We start from the raw sequence: 26,132 nt of genomic DNA, 5'->3' as shown, positions 1-26,132 counted from the left end.
TATATTAATATATTGCGGCCGCTGGCTGGCCGTAGTTAGCACAATTATATTTGAACGAGTTTAACATATGAAATCTTCCAATCCTGATTCCGATAATTTGCTGGCCGGGCGCCCTGGTAAGGACGACTTCCTGATAGTAGGGCTGGGCGCTTCTTCCGGAGGTGTGCAGGCCCTGAAGGAATTTTTTGAGCATGTACCTGCCAGCACCGGTATGGCTTATGTTGTGATACTGCACCTGTCGCCGGATCATGACAGCAAGTTATCAGAATTATTACAGCAGGTTTCCAGGATACCGGTTATAAAGGTTACGGAAAAAACAAGGGTAGAACCCGATCATGTTTATGTGGTGCCGCCTAATCAGCACCTGACCATGATGGATGAGCATATCCTGGTTTCTGTTAACATGGAAGTGGAGGACAGGCGTGCGCCGGTGGATATTTTTTTCCGCACCCTGGCCAGCTCACACGGGCCCCGTGCAGTATGCGTAATATTATCCGGCACCGGCGCAAACGGATCTATGGGCCTTAAACGTATTAAAGAAAATGGCGGCGCTGCTTTTGTACAAAACCCGCGGGAGGCGGAGTTTAATGAAATGCCCCGTAATGCCATTGCCACCGACCTGGTGGATGATGTAATGCCGGTGGCCGCTATCCCCGAAAAGATCATTGCATATAAAGAAAGCCTGGATACCGTCAGGATACCCATAGATACAGAAAAACGGCCGGAAGCGCAGCAGCATGCTTTGCGCGAGATCTTTGCGCAGCTGCGTACACGTACCGGGCATGACTTTTCCAATTATAAGCGTCCGACATTACTGCGCCGCATTGAAAGGCGGATCAATATCCGCAACCTGCCGGACCTGCCTTCCTATGCGGACTATATACAGCTTAACCCCGAAGAAACTGTAGCATTACTTAAAGACCTGCTGATATCTGTTACCAATTTTTTCCGCGACCGTAAAGCCTTTGATGCTATAGAGCGGGATATTTTGCCCAAAATAATAGAGGGTAAGCAGCCGGAAGATCAGTTACGTATTTGGGTGGCAGGTTGCGCTACCGGTGAGGAAGCCTACTCCCTGGCCATGTTATGCGCCGAAAAAGCGCTTGGTACGGCAAATATGCCCAAGGTCCAGATCTTTGCTACAGATATAGACGAAGCCGCGATTGCACAGGCACGGGAAGGTATTTATACCATCAATGACGCTGCAGATGTACCACCGGAGCGCCTGCGCCGCTTTTTTGTAAAAGAAGGCGATGGTTACCGTGTACGCAGGGAGATCAGGGAAATGATCCTGTTTGCCAGCCATAATTTTATTAAAGATCCGCCCTTTTCCCATCTTGACCTGATAAGCTGCCGCAATGTGCTTATATACCTGAACCATTCAGCACAGGAACGGGTAATGGAAACCTTCCATTTTGCATTAAGGCCAGGTGGTTTCCTGTTCCTGGGCTCCTCTGAATCAGCTACCGGGGCAAGTGACCTGTATAATATTTTCAGCCGTGAACACCACATTTTCCAGAGCCGGCATTTGAAGCTGCATGCATATCCTGTACCGGAATCAGTACCCTCCTTCCAGTTTAAGCAGCCGGATATGCCCAACAGCACAATAGAGCGCGCACAGGGTAATATGGAGCGGATAACCGTAAGTGAATTGCACCAGCGTTTGCTGGAACAATATGCCCCGCCATCTGTAGTGGTGAATGAGGAATATGATATAGTACACTTGTCTGAACGGGCCGGCCGTTATTTGCAGATAACAGGCGGCGAGCCGTCGCAGAACCTGTTAAAGTTAATAAAACCCGAGCTGAGGCTGGAGCTGCGATCTGCTTTTTACCAGTCCATGCAGCGTAAAATGCCTGTGGAAGCGCGCGGATTAAAAGTAACGGTTGAGGAACGGACGGAGACCATTAACATACATGTAAGGCCCGTATTACGGGAAGACGATAAGGCCAGAGGATATATACTGGTTGTGTTTGAAAGAACGGCCGATGAAGAAGCAAAAAAGGAAGTAGTGCTTACCACGGACGAGCCGATAGCCCGGCAGCTGGAAGAAGAGCTGATGCGGGTAAAAGCGCAGCTGCGCGCATCTGTAGAGCAGCATGAGTTCCACGCAGAAGAGCTGAAAGCGTCTAACGAGGAGCTGCAGGCTATGAATGAAGAGCTGCGCTCCGCAGCCGAAGAGCTGGAAACCAGCAAGGAGGAGCTGCAATCTATAAACGAAGAGCTGCGTACCGTGAACCAGGAATTGAAAGTACGCATAGAAGAAACCACCCTGGCCAATAATAACCTGCAAAACCTGATCAAATCAGCAGACATAGGTACTATTTTCCTGGACCGCAGTTTAAGGATAGCCCTTTTTACCCCTCCTATACGCAGCATTTTTAACCTGATACCCAATGATATTGGCCGCCCCCTGTCAGATATTACACACCGGCTGTCTTATAACAACCTGATGGCAGATGCAGAGTATGTGCTGGATAAGCTGTTGCCGGTAGAACATGAGATCCGCAATGCAGACGGGCGCCTGTTCATGATGCGCCTGCTGCCATACCGTACTTCAGAAGATCTCATTAACGGGGTGGTGATCACTTTTTTTGAAATTACAGAGAGAAAACATGCAGAGGAAGCCCTGCGCAAGAGTGAGGAACGCTACCGTAGCCTGTTTAACTCCATAAATGAAGCCTTTGCGCTTTGCGAGATCATAAAGGATGCAAACGGCAACACCATTAATTATCATATGCTGGAAGCAAATCCGGCGTTTAAAAAAATGACGGGGTTAAAGCAGGGCCTTGACCAGGGACAAACCGCATGGAAAACCGTGATGCCGGGCCTGCAGCAGCGCTGGCTGGAGGCATGTGCCGCCGTGGCTGCAACGGGGGAACCTGTATACATCGAAAACTATGTTACCGCTGTAAACCGCTGGTTTGAGATCCGCTTTTCCAGGATAGGCGGGCCAGGCAGCGTGCTGGTTGCCATTGTTATTAATGATAGCACGGAACGCAAACGTACAGAAGCCAATGTAGCTTTCCTGGCAGATATCGGTGCAGATTTTATAAACCTGACCTCACCGGAAGAAATTATGAACAGCATAGGAGAAAAGATGTACCAGCGCTTTGGTTTGTCGCGCATTAATTTCTCCTATATAAATGAAGCCTCCGATCTTGTTATAAACATTTATGATAAACATGAGCCGGCGCTGCCGGGTATACTGGGCAATCAGCAGTTATCTGATTTTGTAAATGACGAATACGGCGATTTCCTGAAAACAAGTAAAGTATATGCCATTAACGATATAAATGCGAGCCGTTATACCGCCGGTAAAGCTGCTGCCTTTAAAACTTTAGGCGCGGAAGCCCAGCTGGTGGCGCCTTTTGTAAGCGGTGGAAAGTGGCTGTTTATGATTACGCTGCAAAAAAGCGAACCTTACATATGGCGGCCGGATGAGCAGGAGCTGCTGCAGGACCTGGCCCCGCGTATTTACCTGTGCATAGAGCGGGCGCGGGCCGGAGAGGCCCTGCGTAAAAGTGAATCTACCCTGGCAACAGAGCTGGCAAACATGCAGCGCCTGCACCAGGTTAGCAGCCAGATGATCGTTGAAGATAAAAGCGATCTGCTGTACCAGCACATACTGGATACTGCGCTGGCCATTATGCAGGCAGACACCGGCTGCATACAGCTCTATATCCCTGAAAAAGAGCAGCTGCATTTACTGACCCATAAAGGATTTGATGACGATACTGCTGCCCGCTGGCAATCAGTAGCACCGGATGCAGTGCATATATTTGGCCAGGCCCTTGCAAAAAAAGAACGGGTTATTATTCCCGATATTAATGCCATTACCAGCCAGCTGGGAAAAGAGGAGCAGGAAGCTTACCGGCACCTGGGCGCCCGCGCTATGCAATCTACCCCGCTTGTGACCAGGAACGGAGACCTGGTAGGCATGATCAGTAACTGCTGGGAAGCACCTTACACACCAACAGAAAAAGCATTACACATACTGGATGTGCTGGCCCGGCAGGCCGCCGATCTTATGGAACGTAAGTTTTCCGAACAGGCCCTGCGCGATTCTGAAGAACGTTTCCGGGCCATCGTAAGCCAAACCACTGCCGGCATTTGCCGTACCACCATTGACGGGATCTTACTGTTCACAAACCAAACCTTCCTGGAAATGCTGGGGTACGATGAACCGGAGATCATTGGTAAAGCCATCTGGGATCTGACAGATGAAGACCAGGAAACCAGCCGGCAATCCCTCAGATGGCTGATGGCCGACGGAAAACCTTTTGAAACTGAAAAACGGCTGCGGCGGAAAAACGGCTCCATATTATGGGCCAGCATAAGTGTGGCGCCCATGCGGGACCATACCGGTATGCACAGCTCTACTGTAGCCGTAGTATTGGATATTACCCGGCGGAGAGCATTGGAAAAACAGAAGGAAGATTTTATAGGCATTGCCAGCCATGAGCTTAAAACCCCCATCACCAGTATTAAGGCCTATACAGAAATATTGCAGGAAATATTCCAGGAAGCGCAGGACGAACAAAGTGTGGAACTGATGAAAAAACTGGATGTGCAGATAAATCATTTAACCGACCTCATAAACATGCTGCTGGATACTACCAAAATAGCAGAAGGAAAACTGGCCCTCACTCCTCAGCAGTTTGATTTAAATGAGCTGATAGCCGAACGGGTTGAAGACCTGCAGCGCGTTTCAAAAAAACACCGGCTCATTTTACGCCAGGAAAAGCTGCAGCCTATAACCGCCGACCGTGAGCACATAAACCAGGTGTTAACCAACCTGCTGTCAAACGCCATTAAATATTCACCCAAAGGCGGCGATGTGATTATTACAACAGCGGAAGCAGACGGGCAGGTAAGTATCAGCATTCAGGACTTTGGCATTGGTATACCGGAAATATTGAAGGAGAAAGTGTTTGACCGCTTTTTCCGGGTGCAGAACATGCAGCAGCAAACGTTTCCCGGTATGGGATTGGGCCTGTATATTACAGCAGGTATAATAAAACGGCATGGCGGTACTATTGCAGTAGAAAGTGAAGAAGGTAAAGGCACCGTGTTTACTGTTACCCTCCCGTATAAAAGCAATATTATCTAAGCCTCCTGCGGCAGCAATTGTTCCAGCACGGTGTAAAGCTTTTGAATGTGAAAGGGCTTTTCTATAAAAGCGTCTGCCTTGCAGGCCGTTATAGATGCCGGGGTATAGCTTTTAGCGGAAAATAGCACAATAGGTAAGTGCTTTTCTGAAGGTGAGCTTTTAAGCTGGTAACATAACTCCCTGCCGTCATAACAGCCCATGCTGATATCCATTAACAGCAGGTCAGGTTTGTGCATTTGCAGAGACGGCATCAGCAAAGCAGGGTCGGTAATAGTAACTACTTCTATCTTTCTTCTGCTTAGAATAAAATGAATGGCATCCAGAATGGCCTCATTATCATCGAGTACTAAAATCTTACTCATAAAGGGAGAGGTTGGGAGGTAATTGTTGAGTATGCTGCCCGTTTCGTATAACTACTCTGATTATAAAGTTAAATTGTTTTTTGTTAGCAGGTTTATTTATTTATATCCGGAAAATTTGTGGCGCAATGAATTCCTCCTTAAAAATGATAGCGGATGGAAATATTAGTCTCCATCCGCTATCTGCTCTTTTTACCCTTGTACTTCATCATCTTTTATAATCACCATCTCTGCTGCTGGTTTGTTCTGTAACCATTTCACGTTCTGCCCGTGAAGCGCCATGCGTGGCTTCCGTACGGCCGTTTTCCTTATCACTGATCTCATTCAGCTTACGGGCATTCCTGGCAGCGCCCTTTGTACCTGCCAGGTCAGACATAAACACGTGCATTTTGGTTTTAGCGCCGGATATGATCTTGCTTTCACCTTTCATCAATGCCTCATAACCATCCCGGGCCACTTCTGCCGGGGGCGCCAGTTTGGATTCACGGTAAGTGACCGTATCCTCCTGCTGTGCTTTGTGGAAGAAGTCTGTATCGGTAGCGCCCGGCAACAGCACCGTTACAGTTACATCTGTATCCTGCAGCTCATTGGCCAGCGCTGCGCTGAACGACAGAACAAAGGCTTTGGTAGCTGCATATACGGATAGTAAAGGCATTGGCGTAGTGCCTGCTTCAGAGCCCAGCTGCAATATCTTACCTTCATTACGCACCACCATATCCCTTACAAAATACTTGGTAAGGGAAAGCAGGGCTATAATGTTCAGCTGTATAATATCTATGTCCCGCTCCAGGTCTGTTTCCAGGAAAGGCCCCCATTGACCCTGTCCGGCATCGTTCACCAGTACGTTTATCGTAATGCCCATTGCCTTTACTTCATTATAGATCTCTTTGGCAGCCCCGGGCTTAAAAAGGTCTTTTACTTTAGGCGTTACCTCCACACTATAGGCGGCTTTCAATTCATTGGTTACCTGCTGCAGGCGGTCCTCATTACGTGCCACAAGGATCAGGTTAAAACCATCACTGGCAAACAGCTTCGCAAGCTCGTATCCAATGCCGCTGGTGGCGCCGGTTATCAGCGCATATTGGTTTCGGTGGTCTTTATTTAAAGCTTCCATATTCATTGTTTTTCTAGCTCACACAAAAACAAGGCCATAGCAATTCCATGAAAGGCTACGCTGTAGCGGGTTCAGGCCTAACTTAAAAAACATAATAACAACATAAAATGCCGGTCGCGCTGCGGTAGCCGATACCCCACATATAAACACTGCACATCCTGTAATTTGTGCTCTCTGCATTAAGCGTTCGGTATTAAGCATTGAGCGTTGGGCGTTGTTCGGCATTCTGCGTATCCGCCAACCTCCGCTGTAACACTGCATTTCACGGGATTGCACATTACGTGGAACATTGTTCTCAATGCCCGGGAGATTGTGGTCAATATTAAAGGATTGAAAAGTCTTCAGCCCGGTTTGTAAGTAACGGCTGTGTTTACCATGGCATGCAAATTGAATGTGCTTCTTTATTAAACACAGCAGTATGAAAGACCTTAGTATTACGGAAAAAATAGCCCGTTTTGCTTTGCAATCGGCCTATTCCCATCTCAGCAATGATATACGCGATCAGCTTAAAAAACATTTATTGGATTCCATTGGCTCCATGCTGTATTCCCTGAAGGCGCCTACTGTGCAAAAGTTATTAAGACAAACAGCAGGGTTACAGCAAAACGGCGCCTGCCAGGTACCGGTGATTGGCCATACTGCTGTGGACAGGGCAGCGCAGTTATATACCCTGCTTATACGCTATCCTGACTTTATGGATAACTTCATGGGCAAAGAAGCTACCTGCCATCCCAGCGATAATATAGGCGCCCTGTTAGCCGCCGCGCAAATAGCAGGTGCAAACGGCCGTGATCTTTTAACCACCATGGCCGTTGCCTACCAGCTGGAATGCACGCTGATAGAACAAATGCCCCTGATGGCCAAAGGCATTGACCATACGGCATTACTGGCCATGTCGGTAACAGCGGCGCTTGGCAAAATGTTCTCGTTAACAGAAGAACAAACAGCTCACGCCATTGGCATTGCCGGCAGTACTTTTAACACAACGGTCACTACACGCGCCTCCTACACCTATGAGTGGAAAGGCTTTGCCTCCTCATTAGTAGCATTAGGCTGTACCAACATTATTTTGCTGGCAAAGGAAGGGGTTACCGGGCCCGTAAACTATTTTGAAGGCCCCATGGGCTTTAAGGAAGAATTTGGAATGGATCCGGCCTTTGACTGTGCACCGGGCGATTTTTCCCGCATCAAAAAATGTGTATTAAAAAGCTATAACGCAGAAGTACATACGCAGCCGGCAGTAGAAGCCATGCTGGAGCTACGGCAGCAGCATAATATTATCCCTGCCGAAGTGGAAGAAATATCAGTAACCACTTTCCTCACTGCTTACCACATTGTAGGTGGTGGGAAATATGGAACCCGCAAGCTGGTACAAACCAAAGAACAGGCAGATCATAGTTTGCCATACCTGTTGGCAGTGGCCCTGCTGGATGGAGAAGTGCTGCCCGGACAATTCCTGCCCGAGCGCATTCGCAGGGCAGATGTGCAGGCTTTATTGCAAAAGGTGGAGGTACACACGATGCTGCCATTAAAAACACCGCGAAAGCTCGCAGAGAAAATAGATCCCTACACGGTTCCATATCCTGAAAAAATGGATACCAAAGTATGCGTAAAATTAAAAGGCGGACAGGAACACTGTATAAAAAAAGAAGATTACAAAGGCTTCTATACCCGGCCGCTTAGCTGGGACGATGTTATTGCAAAATTTCATTTGCTTGGCGCCGGCAGCCTGGATGAAGCCACCCGCGAACAGATCATAAAAACCGTACAGAACCTGGAAAACGAAGAGGTGGGTGCTTTAACAAACAGTTTATCAAACTCACACGCCCTGGTATAAAACAGATCAGGGATCATATTCCGGTCTGAGAGCAAGCTAAACCTGGCTGTTGCGCAATATACCAATACGCATTATTGGTTATTGTCAACCGGCATTAACCTTTCTACCGTATCATATAATTGCTGGATCTTGAATGGCTTTTCAATAACCGCATCCGCCGCAGATCCCGCAATGGACTCCGTATTATAATACTGGGCAGTAAACAATATAACGCCCATATTACATTTTTCAGGCGTGTTTTTGATCTCCCGGCACAGATCTCTTCCATCATAAAGGCCCATGGCAATATCCATCAGTAATACATCTGGCTTATGCTCGCTGATATAATCAGAAAGCAGGGATGGATCATTCAAAGAAACAACCTCAAATTTTCTTCTCTTTAGCACAAAGGAAATAGCATCAAGTATATCCTGGTTATCATCTATCACAAGTATTCTTCCCATATTTAACGATGTTTACTGTACTGCACAATGGATAACAAGTTAGTTAATTCGCTGGAAATTTTAGTCAACCGTTCCGGCGCTATCTTATTGCAGAGCGCGTATGCAGGGTCACACGTTCCCTGTCTGCGGCCGGGCGTCCTCCCTGCAGTGCTATCAATAAACAGAGGCAGGCGGTAATTCATCTGCATGGGCAAAGGCCCGTTTAAATGCCGGCTGGTATTTACGCGCCGCGGTTGTTTTGTGCTGCATCATTAAACTTTGATATAAACCCAGCAAAGACCAGCCGTTACCGGGGTTAAGCGCCAGGTCCTGCCGGTATACGTTCTCTGCCCCGGATGCCTGTTTCATTTTCAATAAATGAGCGCCTAAAAAATGACGTGCAGGTATGGGCCAGTCTTTCGGCTCCCGGTATATCAGCTCATCCTCGTATACCACAGCCTTTTTCAGCGATTGCCTCGCAGCGTCCATCCTGCCCTGTGCAGCAAACAGCTCTCCTTCCAGTATGGCCGCTGCAATTTTTGCGGATCCCAGCGCCGCATTAAAGGGAAGGTTCCTCACCGGCAGCGAGCTGTCTTTTAATAAACCCTTCAGTGCCTGCAGCTGCTGGCCCGCAGCCGCTGTATCATGCAGCTTAATGGATGCCAGTCCTTTCCCGAAATGGTCCAGCAGCAGCGCGTAATGCAGGTCTGCGTCCGGTTCCGGCATAGCGTTAACCGCTTCCCATTTACCGGATCTTATAGCCGTGAACATGGGCAGCATGTATAAATATTGAAAAAAAGTATTCGACAAACGCGCCTTGTAATCCGTTGCTAAAATATGATGCAGCTGCCCGGCCATCTCCCCGCCCTTTTTATACATGTTTGCATTCATAGCACAAAAAGATCCTACCGCATTAAAATGGGTTAAGCTGAATACGCCCAGTTTCAGGTTCGGCGCCATAACATCATACTCCGTTTGCAATGCCCCGGCAGCCTGGTTTACATCAACGCCTTTTGCATACAGGCCATTGCGCTGGTACATATGGCTGGCCATATGCACCATATGGGATACCCCTGGCATAGCCGCTTTCAGCACATCTGCATTATGCAGCGCTTTTTCAGGATGCAGGGATGCTTCTACCAGGTGTATCTGGTAATGTAAAGCCGCCGGGTGCTCCGGATGCGCCTTCAGGATCTCGTCACAATCATTCACCAGCTCCATGGTCCATGCCTTGGGAGTACCGTCGTTATTCCAGAAGTCCCAGCTATGTTCCAGCATCACAGCATCCACATACAAGGCTTTTATATCTGCATCACCGGGATATTTTTTCACCAGGGCCGCCAGGGCTACCGCATAAGCGCGGTTTAGCTCACTGCGTTTACTGTCAGTGGTATCGGTTGAATATCTTTTATTAATGGCATTCACCAGGTCTTTTTCCTTTTCCGTACTGTTAGCGGCTGCCCGGTTCATTTGCGCCAGCACCGGCAAAACAGCGGCCGGCATTTTATAAACATAGCTGTTATAATAAGGCCCCATTGATAAGGCTTGTCCCCAGTAGGCCATGGTACAGGAAGCATCATGCCGGGCAGCCTCCTTAAAGGAGGCCAGTGCTTCGGTAAGGTGATAGCTGTAGTACATATTCAGGCCCTGGTTAAAAAAGAGCCGGGCGCTATCGCTGCTGGTATGTACCGGGTAGCTATACGTGCCCCAGCCGGGAAAAACCGGCGCATATTTTCCACTTGCATCCGGCCGTAGATCCAGGCTGGCTGGCGGCGCACAGCTGATGAAGCTGCGGTTATCCGGTACCACCCTGTTGTTTTGATGATCAGTAATGAACCGGAAAGAAAGCATTCCTGCAAGTAAAAAGACCGATGCCACAAATAAGAAGTGAACTTTCATAATAACCAGTGTTATTAAGTTAGATGTTGGCTGATTCCTGAACAGGCAATTCGTTTGAGGTTGGTTTGTTACCAGGCTGTATTGTAAGTTAAGCTGTTTTTGCCATATGAGAGATGTTACCTTAACATTAATTCATTTCAGAAAGCCCTCCTGTATGTGCAGGGGCTTCTTATCATGTGGAAAATTGGTTATATTGCAATACTACTATCTGACTCAATTAGAAAAACCGTCCTTCACCCCACAACCCTGTAAGGACCATTGTAATCGCTAAAAGCAACTCATTATGCTGGTTAGTAACAAGCATTTTACGCCGGTAATTGGTCTGGATATTCACATTGTGCTGATCTTAGGCGTTCCGGTTCCTTTGCCGCACCCCTACATAGGCCTGGTGGTAGACCCGATGGATTACATTCCGTTTATAGGCGCCACTACTAAGATCAATCATGTGCCCCGCGGTAAAAGCGACACCAGTGGTATCCTGATCATCCTTTTTCACATTCCCATGGGCGGCCCTTTCCTGCTGGCCCCTATGATAGGCCACGATTCCGTGAATTTTTTCGGCAGCCAGAAAACCAAGGTGGAAGGCAATCTTATGAGCCCCTCCGGCTACATGATGATGACCTGTAACGATATAGGCATGCCGCTCTCCATAAAACCGGGCAAAAAGTTCAAGCCCATTCCCAGCATGTACCTGCCTACCTCCTATTCCATACCGGTTTCTTTTGGTAAGCCGGTAAGTGTAGGCGGCCCCTATGTGCCGGATTGGGCCGGGGCTTTATTGAACATCGTCATGTCTTTCGGATTTGGCGCATTAATGAAAGGCCTGGGAGCAGCCGGTAAAAAGCTGGCCACCAAATTTAACCATGCATTAAAAGGAAAAATAGGCAGCAATAAGCTCAGCAAGTTCCTGTGTAAAAAAGGCCTTGAACCGGTAGACCTGGTGCAGGGCATTGTAATATATGACGGTACTGATTTTGAGCTGCCCGGCCCCATTCCTCTGAAATGGACCCGCTCCTGGAACAGCGACAGCTCATTTAAGGGGGTATTAGGCCATGGCACGCACCTGGGCTATGATATGCGCATCCGGGAATTTGCCGCGGAAAATGCTACCGTAGTGCTGCTGGGCGATGGCCGCAGCGCCGTGTTTGAGCCGCTGCCCTACACAGGGAATACGGATTACAACCGGCATGAGAAATTAACCCTTACCCGCACTGACCTGGAAGAATACCAGGTGCTGGATCATACGGAACGCTTGCAATACCATTTCCGGAAAGTACATTCAACGGATGATGACTACCGCCTGTATGCCATCCGCAACCAGGCCGGTTTCATGATCAGCTTCCATCACAACAGCAAAGGCCACCTGGTGCAGGTAATAGACAGCGCCGGGCGCCACCTGCAGGTAAGCAACGATGCGCAGGGCCGCATCACCAGCGTAACGGCACAGCACCGCGGCGCACAGCAGCTCATGGTCCGCTATGCCTATAACGAAGCCGGTGACCTCACCGGCATTACCGACGCGCTGAACCAAACTACCCGCATGCGGTACCACAACCACCTGATGGTGGAAAAAACAGACCGTAACGGCCAATCCTTTTACTGGGAATATGATCATAAGGCCCGCTGTACCCATAGCTGGGGCGAGGGCGGTGTTGCAGAAGGCTGGCTGGAATATCACCCGGAAAAAGGTTATAACTTATTCACCACTTCACAAGGCCATACTACCACCTACTACTATACGCCGGACTTTGTGGTAAGCCAGGTAAAAGATCCTATGGGTAATTCAAAGTTCTTTGAGTACACGGAACATTTTGAAATATACCGGGAGATAGATGAAGAAGCTAACGTTACCGGCTATACTTACGATGAACGCGGTAACCGCACCGGCATTGTGCAGCCGGATGGCAGCACCGCCACTTTCAGCTACGATGCTGCAGGCAGGCTGGTATTAGCCACCAATGCCCAGGGCGCCGCCCGTACTTACATCTATTATAAAACGGGAAACCACACAGGCCTGCTGCACACCCTCACAGAAGCAGACGGCAGCATCCAGATCTTCCGCTATAATGAGCGCAACCTGATAAAGAAAGTGGAGAATGAACGCGGGCAGCAAACCCTGTTGGAGTACGACCAGGATCATAACCTGGCCGCATTTACCCTGCCGGATGGCAACCGCACCTTATGGGAATATGATGCCTGGGGTAAATGCACCCGCACGGAAAATCCCCTGCATGAGCAGCAGTACCTGCATTATGATGCGCTGGGCCGTATCACAGCCATGGAGCTGGCAGATGGCAACCAGGTTACTTTCCGTTATAATGCTTATGGGAAAATACTGGAAGCCACCGACCGCAACCAGCATGTAAAATTCACCTACACACCACTGGGTAATATTAAGATCCGTGAAGAGAACGGGACCAAAGTACATTTCATGTACGATAAAGAGGAGCTGCTCACCGGCGTGGTGAATGAGCACGGGGAAACCTACCGTTTCACCAGGAACAAACGCGGTGATATTATCCAGGAAACAGGCTTTGACGGCGCTACCCGCCAGTATGAACGTGACGCTGCCGGCAGGATCACCAAAATACTGCGGCCCGGCAAACGCTGGACGATCCATGAATATGACTACAACGGCAACCTTACCCGCACAGAGCACAGTGACGGTACCTGGGAAACCTTCAGCTACAACCGTAGCGGCCAGGTAATAGAAGCCGCCAATGAGCACAGCACCGTTAAGCTGCAGCGGGATATAATGGGCCGCGTAATTGAAGAAGAGCAGAACGGTTACAAAGTATCCGGCGCCTACGATCTCAATGGCCGCCGCAAACAGGTACAAAGCACATTGGGCGCCATGCTGCAATTTCAGCGGAATGACAATGGCAGCATAAGCGGCATACAGGCTACTGCACCCGGCGCCAACACGCCCTGGATCTTAAACATACAACATAACCAGCTGGGCCTGGAAACGGAATACACATTTCCCGGGCAGGTACAAAGTAGCTGGAACTACGGGAAAGCAGGCCTTCCGGAGAGCCATACGGTTAAGGTAACAGATCACGACACGCTGCGCAGCCATTACCGCTGGGGGCCTGACCTGCACCTGAAACAGATCATTAACGGGCTTACCCATGGCACTACCCAGTACCGGCACGATGATCTTGGCAACCTGGTATGGGCGCAGTATGAAAATGGTAAGGAAGATCACCGCACACCGGATAAAGCAGGTAACATCTATAACAGCACGGATCGTAAAGACCGGCATTATGGCCCGGGTGGTAAATTGCAGGAAGACAATAACAGCAAATATCATTACGATGAAGAGGGTAATTTAATTAGAAAAATTACCCGCAACCCTTCCGGCCTGAATGAGGTGTGGGAATATGAATGGTATGGCAATGGCCTGTTAAAGCAGGTAACCCGCCCGGATGGCAAAAAGGTAAGCTTCCGGTATGATCCCTTTGGCCGCCGTATTGAAAAGGAATTTCATGGCCAGCTAACCCGCTTTGTATGGGATGGTAATGTGCTGCTGCATGAATGGAAATACAAATCTGCTGAAAGGCCGGTTGTAACTATCAATGAGCTGGGCGAGCTGCAGCAGGATCATCCCGAACCCATACCAGGAGAATCGCTTATTACCTGGGTATTTGAAGAAAGGAACCTGGCGCCGGTAGCTAAAATTCAGAATGGCCGGCAATACTCCATTGTCCGGGATCACCTGGGCACACCGGAAGCAGCCTATAATGAAGCCGGGGAAAAAGTATGGGAATGCCGGCTTACTATTTACGGCAAGCCGCAACTGCCCACTGCCAACTGCCCACTGCCAACGGTAGAACCCTTAACCGGTTCGCAGCAATTTATCCCCTTCCGGTACCCCGGCCAGTATGAAGATGAGGAAACCGGCCTGCACTACAACCGGTTCCGGTACTACGATCCTGAAAGAGGCGGCTACATTTCCCAGGATCCTATAAAACTCTACAGCAATACCTTAAACCTGTATGGTTATGTGCATGATCCGCTATCCTGGATGGATCTCTTTGGCCTCATAGGTTTCCTTAGCGGCTTAGCGAAAGACATAGCCGATTCCGGCGATCACTTCTTCTCACAAAAGCTGCGTACCGTAGCAGTGGGCCAGGATGCAAACGGCAACCTCTTTGCAGCATCCAGTAATGGTTTGGATGCAGGACAGCGCGCTAAGGCCCTTGAGCTGGGCGTAACGCCGTTAAACAGCTCCACCGTAATGGTAGATGGTAAGAACCTGCATGCAGAAGAAGTGCTGCTGAAAGAAGTGGACGACCTGAAAGCAGTAGGCACCTGGAAACGTGCTCCCTGTGGCGCCGATGAACATAACTGCCTGCAGCAGCTGGTTGATAAAGGTGTTAAAATTGAATGCAATTAATTAACTTTCGGCATGGTCTATAATGAATTAAAGAGCAGCCTTATGAATGCTACCTCCGGCCTGCCGGAGCAGCAGCAGGCACTTTTCTGTATTTACTGCACGGAAAAGATCATTGACCTGTACCGGCCCCTGGTAGATAAATTCAATTTCGGGAACTACCAGCTGATCCGGAAAATGGGCGATTTTGTATGGAGTAACCTGGCAGCCTATACGCCGGAAAATATGCAGCGGGCCGGCCAGCTCAGGGAGCAGCTGGAGCCTATTGTACCGGATGGCGATGAATACCCCGGCCTGGAAAGCGCCCTTGCCATGAACGCCTGTATATGCCTGGATACTTCACTCAACACCTTCTCCGGCAAAAAGAATGTTGCGCACATTGCCGGCCTGTATGTGTATGATACCATTACACAGATCCTGTTCAGTAAGCTAACGGAAGAAAAGCTCCTTACGGAAGAAGTGCTTACCCGGGTAGATAATATGACAGCAGTAAAAAATGAGATCGCAGACCAGGAAAGTGTATTGCAGCTGATTTCCGCATCAGCATTTGATCAATCACTGGTAGATAATTTAAGGCAGCAGTCAGTAGTGAAAAAATATACTGTTGAAAATATAGCGCTGAGTTAACGGGCCGAACCTTTTGGGTCGGCCCATAAAAACACCTGATGGACTTATCTCTATTAATTGCCCATATAACCGGATACGTTACCCCGAATGCAACAGAGCTCGACTTCCTCAGCTCCATCCTCATACAACGCCCCTTTAAGCAGGGCGAAGTGTTGATACACGCCGGTGAAGCTGCCCGGTACATGGTATTTGTAAACAGCGGGCATGTAATGACCTATTTTACAGACGATGATGCCAACGAGCATGTAATGCAGTTTGCAGCTGCCGGCTGGTGGGCCGGTGATATTTACTCCATCAGCAATCATGCTACCACCAAATATTCCACACGCGGACTGGGTAATGGCGAAGTGCTGCTGCTGCCCCGCATAGCCCATCAGCAGCTATTGGAAAAGTTCCCGGTCATGGAGCGCTATTTCCGCATGCATTTCCAGAATGCACTGATCCGGCAGCAGCTCCGCTTTATGGAAACCTATACCACTACCTCCGAAGAGCGCTACCAGAAGTTTGTGGACACTTATCCAACGCTTGAACGCTTTGTAGCACAGAAACATATCGCTTCCTACCTGGGCATTACCCCACAGTTCCTGAGCAGGATCCGTAAGCGGATCGCTGAAAAATAAATGAAACTGGTTTCATATTTCAGGCAGCATATCATCACCTTGTTTCATTTTTTTGCAGCCGGCCGGCTATAGCTTTGCATGCATAAAATCAATGATCAAATGAAAGCAAGTAACTGGACAGTAGACATGAACCACTCAGCAATACGTTTTAAGGTACGGCACCTGGCGCTTTCAAATGTGGCCGGCGTGTTCCGGTCTTTTAAAGGGCAGGTATTATCTAACAACGAAGATTTTGAGGATGCCAAAGTGACTTTTGAAATTGAAACAGGCAGCATTGATACCAACAACCCTGAAAGGGATAAACATTTAAAATCACCGGACTTCTTGGATACGGAACATTTTCCCCTGATGAAATTCAGCGGCGTTATAAAGGCCGGCGATACGCTGTTGGGAGATCTTACCATCCGCAATACCACCAAACCAGTGCAGCTGGCCCTTGAATACGGCGGCACAGGCAAAGGCCGGTTTGGCGATGTACGGGCTGGGTTTGAAGTAAGCGGTAACATTAACCGCAAGGATTATGGCCTTACCTGGAATCTTTTAACAGAAGTGGGCAGCCTGGTGGTGGGCGAGGAAATTAAATTGCAGTTTGATGTGGAGCTGATTAAGAGTGGGGAGGATACAGGACTGTAAAATAAGGTCAAACATTAAAACCCTCACAAACCAGGTTGCAATCAACCTGGTTTTTTGTATTTTTAAAGGAACCCTGCAAGGCCAACTTACCTTGTACCATCACTAAAATCCACGTTTAAAAAAAACACTTTATGTCAAACCAGGATCGTAACTCCCGCAGAAGATTTTTACGGCAAATAGGCGCCACCAGCTTACTGGCAGTAGCCTCACCGCTCGCCAGCTTAGCTGCAAAAGAAAACGCAGAAGAAAGAATGCTGCATTATGAAAAGAAAATATCCACCGGCGACAAAATACGCCTGGGGGTTATTGGCTTTGGCATACAAGGCCACTATGATCTGCAAACCGCATTAAAAGTACCCGGTGTGGAGCTGGCAGGCATCTGCGACCTGTATACCGGCAGGCTGGAAAATGCAAAGGAATTATTCGGCAAAGAGCTGTTCACCACCCGGAACTATAAAGAGCTGCTGGATAAGAAAGATATTGATGCCGTGATCATTGCCACCACCGATTGCTGGCACGCACGCATCACCAAAGATGCGCTGGCAAAAGGTAAGGCCGTGTATTGCGAAAAACCCATGGTGTATAAAATAAGTGAAGGCCCCGAAGTAATAGCCGCACAACGCAAGTCCGGCAAGGTATTGCAGGTGGGCAGCCAGCGGGTAAGCAGCATTGGCCTGGCAAAAGCAAAAGAGCTGCTGGCCGCAGGCGAAATAGGAAAGCTAAATATGGTAAATGCTGTGTACGACCGCCAAAGCTCTATTGGCGCATGGCAATATACTATACCTAAAGATGCAAACGCAGCAACAACAGACTGGGACCGCTTTATAGAAGTAACGGAAAAAATGGCCTACGACTCCAAAAAGTTTTTCTGGTGGCGGGCATTTAAAGAAGTAGGTACCGGCGTGGCCGGCGACCTGTTCATACACCTCTTAAGCGGTACGCATTTTATTACCAACTCTAAAGGCCCTCACACTATTTACAGCACCGGGCAGTTCAGCTATTGGAAAGATGGCCGCAATATGCCCGATGTAATGTCAGGCGTAATGCAGTATGCTGATACACCGGAGCATCCCGCATTCCAGTTAACCCTGCAGGTGAATTTTGTGAGCGGTACCGGCGGGCAGGAGATCATACGGTTTGTAGGCTCCGAAGGCGTAATGGAAGTACATGGAAATGATATTGCTATCCGCCACAGCATTATGCCGGAAGCGCCCGGCTTTGGCGGCTATGATTCTGTATTTACATTCTCCAAAGCCATGCAGCAGGAAATGCAAAAAGAATACGACGCTAAATGGACCGCAGCGCAAAGACGAAGCCCCCGTAAAGAAGATATTAATTTTAAAGCGCCGGATGGGTACGATGAGCATCTCGATCATTTCACTCATTTTTTTGACGCCATCAGAACAGGCAAGCCCGTGGTGGAAGATGCCGTGTTCGGCTTCAGAGCAGCCGCGCCCGCCCTCTCCTGCAATGAAAGTTATTTTCAGAAAAAGGTCATTACCTGGGATCCCCTCAATATGAAATTGGTGTAATTACATTGCGCACACTAAACACTTGCACTCGTTGTTTAGTGTGCGCTCCTCTTTCCACACCCGCCAATCGCCAACAACTAACACTAACTACTAACAACTAACTACTAACCGCTAACTGCAAACTTCCAACTGCTAACTGCCAACTGCCAACTACTCCATTCCGCCAAACTCCGCTGTAGCACTGAATTGTACAATCCTGTACACTGCGTGGAACATTATTCTCAATTCATCAACTTGTGGATTGTATTTCATTTTATTATTTGCTGTAATCAAAACATTTATCTGGTTTTTACACAATCATTTATAGAAGCGCTTCTGTAAAGCGTTTCAGCCATATCTTTTTTTCCGGTCCGGCGTCACTCCCCTGCAACCCGCCGTACGCGCAATTATAGCAGATATTATAATTAAAGCGTTTGGTTTGTTTCTTGAACGAATTTTTTATCAAACAATTTCTATCAGTAAACAGAGCAGTATGCAAACACAGCGGAAGCCAGCTTTGAAAATATTCACGTGGCATATACATGGCAGCTATCTCTACTATCTCTCGCAGGGCGATTATGATATTTATATCCCGGTAAATGAAAGCCGCACGGAAGGTTATTATGGAAGGGGCGCAACTTTCCCCTTCGGTAATAATGTGCATGAAGTGCCTGCAGCAGAAGTAAAGAACATGCAGTTTGATTGCATCCTTTTTCAGTCGGAGCGTAATTACCTGCAGGATCAGTATGAAGTGTTATCCGAAGCGCAGCGGCAGCTGCCCCGTATTTACCTGGAGCATAACACGCCTGCCGGCAGCGCCTGCAACACACGGCATGTAGTTAATGATCCCTCCATCCTGTTAGTGCACGTTACGTACTATAATCAGCTCATGTGGAACAACGGGCATACACCCACCACGGTAATTGAGCACGGTGTTATAGATGCAGCAGTGCCTTACAACGGTGACCTGGCAAGGGGCCTGGTAGTAGTGAACCACCTGCCGGACAGGGGCCGTACACTGGGCTGGGACCTTTATCAGCAGGTAAGCAAACACCTGCCGCTTGACCTGGTTGGTATGGGTAATGGCAATCATGGTTTGGGAGAAGTGCTGCATCCGCAGCTTCCGGAATTCCGTAGCCGCTACCGTTTTTATTTTCACCCCGTAAGGCACACCAGCCTGGGCCTGGCCGTATGTGAAGCCATGATGCAGGGCGTGCCTGTAGTAGGCCTCGCAACAACTGAATTACCCACTGTGATCGTAAACGGAGAGAATGGATATGTACATACAGACATCAATTACCTCATACAAAAAATGCAGGGATTGCTGGACAATCATGGCCTAGCCAACTGTATAGGCAGGGCCGGGCAGGAAACAGCGCAACGCCGTTTTAACATTCACCGCTTTACAACAGACTGGTCACATACTTTTCATAAAGCTATAGCAATGCAGCAACAACCTTTAAGAACTGTAGCAGCATTACAAACAGCCGTTTCTGAATAAGGGACAATAAGCAATCTGCCGGAAACCTCATCATTTAACTTTAACTGTTACGTATTATGAAATCACGGATCGCATTCATTAGTGAACACGCCTCTCCCCTTTCCACTATTGGTGGCGTAGATGCCGGCGGGCAAAATGTCTATGTGGGAGAGCTGGCCAGGCAGCTGGTTAAGAAAGGATATGAAGTAGATATCTTTACCCGTCGTGAAAATGCGCAGCTGCCGCAATGCCTGCAATGGGCAACCGGCGTAAGGATCGTACATGTGGATGCAGGCCCCGCTCAAATCATTCCTAAAGAGCAGCTGCTGCCCTACATGGCAGCCTTCCGGGATAACATGATCCGGTTCATACAGGAGCACGGCATCACCTACAAGCTGGTGCACGCCAACTTTTTTATGTCGGCACAGGTAGCGGTGGATCTGAAGCAGATGCTGCACATTCCCTTCGTAGTAACCTTCCATGCCTTAGGGCACATTCGCCGTTTGCATCAGGGCGAGCAGGATAAATTTCCTGCAGAGCGCATAACAATTGAAAAAGAAGCTATTCGCCAGGCCGACTGCATTATTGCAGAATGCCCGCAGGATAAGGAAGACCTGATGCAGTATTACCAGGCGCCGGCCAATAAGATCAGCATTATTCCCGGCGGGGTGAACCCGGATGAAATGTATCCCGTGGATAAACAGATTGCGCGTATGCGGTTAAAATTAGCCCCGCAGGAAATAGTGTTGCTGCAGCTGGGCCGTATGGTACCGCGCAAAGGTGTGGATAATGTAATAGCAGCTTTACCTAAGCTAAAATATACCGGCGCTAAGGTGCGCCTGATCATTGTTGGCGGGGAAGATGGAGCCCGCGACCCGGAAATAGCCCGCTTAAAGCAGCTGGCTAAAGACCTGGGTGTAGCGGCCTGTGTAACCTTTGCAGGCCAGCGTACCCGCGATGAGCTGAAATATTATTACGCAGCGGCTGACCTGTTCATTACCACACCCTGGTATGAGCCCTTTGGTATTACGCCACTGGAAGCCATGGCCTGCGGTACACCAGTTATTGGCGCCAACGTAGGCGGTATTAAATACAGTGTGCTGGATGGGAAGACCGGCTTGCTGGTACCCCCGCAAAACCCGGATGCGCTGGCAGAAAAGATCAGTGAGCTGCTGCTTAACAGAACGCTGCTGCAGGAAATGAGCGCGAACGCGGTTAAACGTGTACAAACCTTATTCACCTGGCAGCGCGTAGCGCACCTCATGAATAACGTATATGAAAAAGTGATCCTGAACCATAGCATTGCAGTGAACAGCACACTGCCGGAAGATCTCTCGCTCATAGATAATGCTTTTGAAAACCTGGTAAATACCATTACCGTTTGCAAACAGCAGCTGCGGGCGCCTTTGCAGGAAGCTGCACGCCAAATGTACCGCTGCCTGCTGCACGGTAAAAAGATCCTGGTATGCGGCAACGGCGGTTCCGCCTCGCAAAGCCAGCATTTTGCAGCCGAGCTGGTAGGCCGGTTTGAGATCCCCGATCGTCCGGGCATGCCGGCCATTGCGCTTACCGCCGATTCTGCCGTGCTCACCGCATGGTCTAATGACTATGGGTACGACCAGGTATTTTCCCGCCAGGTGCAGGCATTAGGCCGTAAGGGCGACATACTGCTTTGCCTTAGCACCAGCGGTAATTCAAACAATATTTTGCTGGCCATGGAAGCAGCGCATCAGCAGCAAATGACCTGTATTGCATTGTTAGGTAAGGATGGCGGCCCGGCCGCAGACTATGCAGACATTGGCCTGATAGTACCTTCCGGTAATACCGCCCGCATACAGGAGCTGCACATGCACCTGCTGCATGTATTATGCACACTGGTTGAGCGTAAGATTGCCGGCCTGTATGCAAATAATGAGGCACCTGCACCTAAAACCGGAGCACTGGCCATTCCTGTAATGAACGGATAACAGATGAAAAAAGCAGTATTCCTGGATAAGGATGGTACGCTGGTAACAGATGTGCCTTACAACGCAGATCCTGCACAGGTGCAATGGGCGCCGGATGCCATAGCAGCCTTACAGCTGCTGCGTGCACACGGGTATGCGCTCATTGTAGTATCCAACCAGTCGGGAATAGCCAGGGGATATTTTGATGAAACGCAGCTGCAAAAGCTCATCACCGCTATGCATAGCTTATTACACTATAATGGCCTGCACCTGGATGGTTTTTATTACTGCCCCCATCACCCGGAAGGAGCGGTAAAAGCATATGCCATTCATTGCAGCTGCCGCAAACCTTTACCCGGTATGCTGCAGCAGGCAGCCATGGAGCTGGATATCTGCTTACCATCCTCCTGGATGGTGGGCGATATACTGAACGATGTGGAAGCAGGCAACCGTGCAGGCTGCCGTACGGTGCTCATAGATAACGGCAATGAAACAGAATGGATCATGGCAGAGTACAGAACGCCCGCTTATAAAGCCCGTAACCTGGCAGATGCTGCAGCGTATATTATTTCTTCAACAACCGCTAAAAATTAACAAGGTATGTATACCCATATTACAGCGCAGTTTGCCGGCTTAAAGATCCTGTGCATCGGAGATCTGATGATGGATGTGTATCTGCGTGGCGCCAGCACACGACTTTCACCGGAAGCGCCGGTGCCGGTAGTAAATGTTACCTCCACTACAGTAGCATTAGGCGGCGGCGCCAATACAGCCGCTAACCTCAGCCACCTGGGCGCTCAGGTTACTTACTGCAGCGTAACCGGGGCCGATGCGGAAGGCGACCGCGCCTGCACCTTGTTAGAAAATGCAGGCGTAAGCTGCAAGATCATACAGCACAGCAGCCGTAACACCATTGTAAAAACAAGGGTCATGGCCGGCTCACAAATGCTTACCCGTTACGATGCAGGATCAGAGCATGCTATTTTACCGGAAGTGGAAACCGCGTTTATACAGCTGCTGCAGGAGCAGTATCCGCAGCACCAGGCACTGGTAATTGCAGATTATTGCAAGGGGCTGCTAACACCCGCTGTTATAGATGCGCTGGTACAATTAAAACAGGCACATCCCATTTGCATTGCAGTGGATTCCAAACGGCTTGAATATTTTGTGCCGCTGCGCCCTACACTGGTAAAGCCAAATTATAAAGAAGCCATTGCCATGCTGCAGCTGGAAGAGCAGCCTTACAACAGGCCGCAGCAGCTGGAAAGCCATGGCAGCAGCCTGTTTGAAAGAACAGGCGCCACTATTACCGCCTTAACGCTGGATGAAGCAGGCGCGCTGATATTTGAAGGCGATAAACCCGTGTACCGCGCTTTTGCAAAACAGGTGCCCTCCCCCAATGTTTCCGGCGCAGGCGATACCTACATCAGCGCATTTACGCTGGCTTACCTGGCAGGCGCCAATATACCGGCAGCTGCTGAAATTGCCGGCGCTGCAGCTGCAGTGGCCATCAGCAAACCGGAAACTGCGCATTGCCTGCTGCAGGAGCTGGATGCTTTTTTTGCAGTGAATGAAAAATATGTAACCGATCTGCAGCAGTTGCACCATATCTGCAACATCTATAAAGCGCAGGGTAAAAAAGTAGTGTTCACCAATGGCTGCTTTGATATTTTACACAGCGGGCATGTAAGCTATCTGAACCGCGCGCGTGAGCTGGGCGATGTGCTGCTGGTAGGCATCAACAACGATGATAGCATTCGCCGTTTAAAAGGCAGTGCAAGGCCGGTGAACCGGCTGTACGATCGTATGCAGGTATTAGCAGGGCTGGAAGCCGTACAGCATATCATTCCTTTTGGCAGCCTAGAAAACGATACGCCTGCCCCGCTCATAGAAATTATTCAGCCCCATGTTTTTGCAAAAGGGGGCGATTATACAAAGGAGAAACTGCCGGAAGCCGCGGTGGTAGAACAGTACGGAGGGGAAATAGTTTTACTGCCCTTAGTGCCCGACCAGTCTACCACGCACATAATACGGCGCATAAATATGCCGCCTGCCTTAAAGGTGGCCAAGTAAAATGAATGATAGTACAACAACAAGCAACAACAGCAGACTGGCAAAACTGTAAACGCATCCTCTGTGTGCGCCTGGATAATATGGGCGACCTGTTAATGAGCACGCCCGCTATGCGCGCGCTAAAAGCTACGCTGGGCTGCCATCTTACCCTGCTAACTTCCACCATGGCGCAGCCATTGGTAAAAAGCCTTCCTGAAATAGATGATGTGCTGCTGTTTGATGCGCCCTGGGTAAAAACAGCCACTGCCGCGGATACCGAGGCGTTTAACAGCCTGGTGCAGCAGCTGCGCAGCGGGAACTTTGATGCCGCGGTAATATTTACCGTGTATAGCCAGAATCCCATGCCCGCCATTATGCTCACTTACCTGGCCGGTATTCCTTTACGGCTGGCCTATTGCCGGGAAAACCCCTACGGCCTGCTTACACACTGGGTACCGGAAAAAGAGCCTTACACATTTGTGCGCCACCAGGTGCAGCGTGACCTGGACCTGGTGCGGGAAACAGGCGCAGTTATTACCGATGAAAGATTGTACCTGCAAACAGATGAGAGCTTATGGCCGGCCATTACCCAACAGCTGGAAAGCGCCGGTGCCGATCCGCAGCAACCCTGGCTGTTACTGCATCCCGGTGTAAGTGAGCTTAAACGCCAGTACCCCACGGAACAGTGGATCCAGGCTGGGCGCATGTTGCGGCAGCAGCTGCCGGGGTACCAGTTAGTGTTTACCGGTGTGCAGGAAGAACAAACGTTGATCAATGTTATACAGCAAGGTATAGGCCCCGGTACTTTTTCACTGGCCGGCCGGCTGCAGCTTGCAGCTTTTATTACCCTCATAAAACATAGCCCTCTGCTGCTGTCTGTAAACACCAGCGCAGCCCATTTTGCGGCAGCTACCGGCACGCCGGTGGTAGTGCTGTATGCAAAAACAAATCCCCAGCATACCCCCTGGCAGGCCCGGGGAAGGGTATTGTATTTTGATGTTCCTGCCCCACTGCAAAGCAGCAATGAAATAATACGGTATGCTTACCGCGAATTTGAAAAAGAAAATTTACCACCGGCTACGGTGGTAAATGTAGTACAGGCCGTTTTGCAGGTATTAGAAGAAACGGGCCAGCGGCTGGGTGGGGAGCTTGCCCAGGCGCTCCGCTAATAAAGCTTGTGCCGCCGCTGTTACCGCGGCTATATCCTGTTCTTTTGTCCAGTCAATGGTGCGGTGCAGCTCCGTATTCAGCGCGGCCCAGCGCTGGGCTTCCCCATCCATGCTAATGATCACGCTGGGTGTTTGCAGCGCATCTGCCATATGCGCTACACCGGTGCAGTTAGAGAGCAGCATGGCAGCCCCCTTTAACAGCACGCCCATTGCGCCCAGGTTAGTTTTCCCGGCTGTATTAAGGCTGGGGTTTTGCATATGATCTGCTACTGCTGCCATTAACGGGTGCTCCTCAGCGGTACCTGTAAGCACCACCTGGTAGCCCATTTCCGCTATCTTATCTGCCACCACCGCAAATGCAGCGGGTGGCCACTGCCGCCATGCACCCCTTGATCCGGGATGCACACAAACATAAGGGTACTTTAATTTCAGATGAGCTGCATGCAGGTCTTTCTCGTCCTGCGGGGTTAACGGGAACTCGAGCTGCTCGCCCTGCGGCTTTATACCTAAATGCTCCATCAGCATCAGGTGCCGTATCACCTCCGGTACAGTATCGGGGTATTCAAGGTAATGATCCGGGTCCGGGCAATAATCTTCCTTTCGCCAGAACCCGGCCGTATGGCGGGCGCCCATCAGGGCTACCATAGGGTTTACAATGCTGCCGTTACCCTGCATTTGCAGCACCAGGCTAAATTCCTGCTGCTGCATAGCGGTGAAAAATGCCGGCAGCTGGCGCACATCCACCTCCTGTTCCGGCAGCCCCGGAAAGCCGGGAAAAGGAATAAAGGCATCAAAGTACTGGTTAAAACGCTGCACAAGAGCTTTTGCCCAGGGTAATCCCAGCAGCGTAATATGTGCTTTGGGGTGCGCTATCCGCAGGGATCTTATAGCGGGTATAGCGCAAAGCATATCCCCCAGCTGTAATGCGCGGAAAACCGCGATCTTTCTCATCAT

At 49.5% G+C, this 26,132-nt stretch carries 17 protein-coding genes; 12 read left to right on the top strand and 5 right to left on the bottom strand.

Annotation, left to right across the window (positions count from 1 at the left end; all coding sequences use genetic code 11):
• Positions 1 to 67 precede the first annotated feature (67 nt).
• Positions 68 to 5,113, top strand: a complete 5,046-nt coding sequence (locus BMZ54_RS09665) for a CheR family methyltransferase (RefSeq protein WP_089909849.1) — start codon at positions 68 to 70, stop codon at positions 5,111 to 5,113.
• On the opposite strand, the gene BMZ54_RS09660 is transcribed toward BMZ54_RS09665, so the two are convergent.
• Entirely contained in the window at positions 5,110 to 5,475 is a 366-nt protein-coding gene (locus BMZ54_RS09660) for a response regulator (protein ID WP_089909846.1), read from the bottom strand. The two genes, BMZ54_RS09665 and BMZ54_RS09660, sit on opposite strands and share 4 nt — an antisense overlap.
• A gap of 205 nt (positions 5,476 to 5,680) precedes the next feature.
• On the bottom strand, positions 5,681 to 6,586 hold the full coding sequence (locus BMZ54_RS09655; RefSeq protein ID WP_089911861.1) for an SDR family NAD(P)-dependent oxidoreductase: 906 nt from the start codon (positions 6,584 to 6,586) through the stop codon (positions 5,681 to 5,683).
• Positions 6,587 to 7,004: 418 nt separating this feature from the next.
• Here BMZ54_RS09655 and BMZ54_RS09650 point away from each other — a divergent pair, with 418 nt between their 5' ends.
• Positions 7,005 to 8,423 (top strand): MmgE/PrpD family protein, encoded by a 1,419-nt coding sequence (locus BMZ54_RS09650; RefSeq protein ID WP_162277507.1) that lies wholly within the window; start codon positions 7,005 to 7,007, stop codon positions 8,421 to 8,423.
• A 71-nt stretch (positions 8,424 to 8,494) separates the two neighbouring features.
• Here BMZ54_RS09650 and BMZ54_RS09645 read toward each other — a convergent pair whose 3' ends face one another.
• On the bottom strand, positions 8,495 to 8,866 hold the full coding sequence (locus BMZ54_RS09645; protein ID WP_089909840.1) for a response regulator: 372 nt from the start codon (positions 8,864 to 8,866) through the stop codon (positions 8,495 to 8,497).
• Between the two features lie 153 nt (positions 8,867 to 9,019).
• Positions 9,020 to 10,744 carry a tetratricopeptide repeat protein gene (locus tag BMZ54_RS09640; RefSeq protein WP_143080950.1) on the bottom strand — a complete coding sequence of 575 codons (1,725 nt, stop codon included), beginning with the start codon at positions 10,742 to 10,744 and terminating at the stop codon, positions 9,020 to 9,022.
• A gap of 283 nt (positions 10,745 to 11,027) precedes the next feature.
• Between BMZ54_RS09640 and BMZ54_RS09635 the strand changes: the two genes are divergently transcribed.
• The 10 genes from BMZ54_RS09635 to BMZ54_RS09590 all read left to right on the top strand — a co-directional run bounded on the left by BMZ54_RS09635 (position 11,028) and on the right by BMZ54_RS09590 (position 25,178).
• A complete protein-coding gene (locus tag BMZ54_RS09635; RefSeq protein WP_089909834.1) occupies positions 11,028 to 15,143 on the top strand; it encodes a DUF6531 domain-containing protein in 4,116 nt (1,371 codons plus the stop codon).
• 42 nt (positions 15,144 to 15,185) lie between these two features.
• On the top strand, positions 15,186 to 15,767 hold the full coding sequence (locus tag BMZ54_RS09630) for a DUF416 family protein (protein WP_202909195.1): 582 nt from the start codon (positions 15,186 to 15,188) through the stop codon (positions 15,765 to 15,767).
• A gap of 38 nt (positions 15,768 to 15,805) precedes the next feature.
• Positions 15,806 to 16,387, top strand: coding sequence for a Crp/Fnr family transcriptional regulator (locus tag BMZ54_RS09625; protein ID WP_089909828.1), 582 nt, complete (start codon positions 15,806 to 15,808; stop codon positions 16,385 to 16,387).
• A 99-nt stretch (positions 16,388 to 16,486) separates the two neighbouring features.
• Positions 16,487 to 17,020 (top strand): YceI family protein, encoded by a 534-nt coding sequence (locus BMZ54_RS09620; protein ID WP_089909826.1) that lies wholly within the window; start codon positions 16,487 to 16,489, stop codon positions 17,018 to 17,020.
• Positions 17,021 to 17,151: 131 nt separating this feature from the next.
• Entirely contained in the window at positions 17,152 to 18,552 is a 1,401-nt protein-coding gene (locus tag BMZ54_RS09615) for a Gfo/Idh/MocA family protein (protein ID WP_089909823.1), read from the top strand.
• A gap of 472 nt (positions 18,553 to 19,024) precedes the next feature.
• Positions 19,025 to 20,032, top strand: coding sequence for a glycosyltransferase (locus BMZ54_RS09610; RefSeq protein ID WP_089909820.1), 1,008 nt, complete (start codon positions 19,025 to 19,027; stop codon positions 20,030 to 20,032).
• A 56-nt stretch (positions 20,033 to 20,088) separates the two neighbouring features.
• Entirely contained in the window at positions 20,089 to 21,978 is a 1,890-nt protein-coding gene (locus BMZ54_RS09605) for a glycosyltransferase (protein WP_089909817.1), read from the top strand.
• A 3-nt stretch (positions 21,979 to 21,981) separates the two neighbouring features.
• Positions 21,982 to 22,551 carry a D-glycero-alpha-D-manno-heptose-1,7-bisphosphate 7-phosphatase gene (locus tag BMZ54_RS09600; RefSeq protein WP_089909814.1) on the top strand — a complete coding sequence of 190 codons (570 nt, stop codon included), beginning with the start codon at positions 21,982 to 21,984 and terminating at the stop codon, positions 22,549 to 22,551.
• Positions 22,552 to 22,557: 6 nt separating this feature from the next.
• The gene (rfaE2, locus tag BMZ54_RS09595) at positions 22,558 to 24,030 is read left to right on the top strand and encodes a D-glycero-beta-D-manno-heptose 1-phosphate adenylyltransferase (protein ID WP_089909812.1); all 1,473 of its coding nucleotides are present in this window, start codon (positions 22,558 to 22,560) and stop codon (positions 24,028 to 24,030) included.
• Between the two features lie 5 nt (positions 24,031 to 24,035).
• A complete protein-coding gene (locus BMZ54_RS09590) occupies positions 24,036 to 25,178 on the top strand; it encodes a glycosyltransferase family 9 protein (RefSeq protein WP_089909808.1) in 1,143 nt (380 codons plus the stop codon).
• Here the strand turns inward: BMZ54_RS09590 and BMZ54_RS09585 are convergent.
• Positions 25,125 to 26,132 carry a glycosyltransferase family 9 protein gene (locus tag BMZ54_RS09585; RefSeq protein WP_089909804.1) on the bottom strand — a complete coding sequence of 336 codons (1,008 nt, stop codon included), beginning with the start codon at positions 26,130 to 26,132 and terminating at the stop codon, positions 25,125 to 25,127. The genes BMZ54_RS09590 and BMZ54_RS09585 overlap by 54 nt on opposite strands.

Source organism: Chitinophaga rupis (genome assembly GCF_900109685.1).
GTDB lineage: Bacteria > Bacteroidota > Bacteroidia > Chitinophagales > Chitinophagaceae > Chitinophaga > Chitinophaga rupis.
The sequence above is the reverse complement of the archived record's forward strand: the minus strand, read 5'-3'. Positions and strand labels throughout refer to the sequence as shown.

Bases quoted from the DNA above. Each gene is read 5' to 3' on its own strand.
- BMZ54_RS09665 (WP_089909849.1), top strand. From the start codon at position 68: ATGAAATCTTCCAATCCTGATTCCGATAATTTGCTGGCCGGGCGCCCT.
- BMZ54_RS09635 (WP_089909834.1), top strand. From the start codon at position 11,028: ATGCTGGTTAGTAACAAGCATTTTACGCCGGTAATTGGTCTGGATATT.
- BMZ54_RS09600 (WP_089909814.1), top strand. From the start codon at position 21,982: ATGAAAAAAGCAGTATTCCTGGATAAGGATGGTACGCTGGTAACAGAT.
- BMZ54_RS09625 (WP_089909828.1), top strand. From the start codon at position 15,806: ATGGACTTATCTCTATTAATTGCCCATATAACCGGATACGTTACCCCG.
- BMZ54_RS09590 (WP_089909808.1), top strand. From the start codon at position 24,036: ATGATAGTACAACAACAAGCAACAACAGCAGACTGGCAAAACTGTAAA.
- BMZ54_RS09585 (WP_089909804.1), bottom strand. From the start codon at position 26,132: ATGATGAGAAAGATCGCGGTTTTCCGCGCATTACAGCTGGGGGATATG.
- BMZ54_RS09645 (WP_089909840.1), bottom strand. From the start codon at position 8,866: ATGGGAAGAATACTTGTGATAGATGATAACCAGGATATACTTGATGCT.
- BMZ54_RS09615 (WP_089909823.1), top strand. From the start codon at position 17,152: ATGTCAAACCAGGATCGTAACTCCCGCAGAAGATTTTTACGGCAAATA.
- BMZ54_RS09605 (WP_089909817.1), top strand. From the start codon at position 20,089: ATGAAATCACGGATCGCATTCATTAGTGAACACGCCTCTCCCCTTTCC.
- BMZ54_RS09650 (WP_162277507.1), top strand. From the start codon at position 7,005: ATGAAAGACCTTAGTATTACGGAAAAAATAGCCCGTTTTGCTTTGCAA.
- BMZ54_RS09640 (WP_143080950.1), bottom strand. From the start codon at position 10,744: ATGAAAGTTCACTTCTTATTTGTGGCATCGGTCTTTTTACTTGCAGGA.
- BMZ54_RS09630 (WP_202909195.1), top strand. From the start codon at position 15,186: ATGAATGCTACCTCCGGCCTGCCGGAGCAGCAGCAGGCACTTTTCTGT.
- BMZ54_RS09610 (WP_089909820.1), top strand. From the start codon at position 19,025: ATGCAAACACAGCGGAAGCCAGCTTTGAAAATATTCACGTGGCATATA.
- BMZ54_RS09660 (WP_089909846.1), bottom strand. From the start codon at position 5,475: ATGAGTAAGATTTTAGTACTCGATGATAATGAGGCCATTCTGGATGCC.
- rfaE2 (WP_089909812.1), top strand. From the start codon at position 22,558: ATGTATACCCATATTACAGCGCAGTTTGCCGGCTTAAAGATCCTGTGC.
- BMZ54_RS09655 (WP_089911861.1), bottom strand. From the start codon at position 6,586: ATGGAAGCTTTAAATAAAGACCACCGAAACCAATATGCGCTGATAACC.
- BMZ54_RS09620 (WP_089909826.1), top strand. From the start codon at position 16,487: ATGAAAGCAAGTAACTGGACAGTAGACATGAACCACTCAGCAATACGT.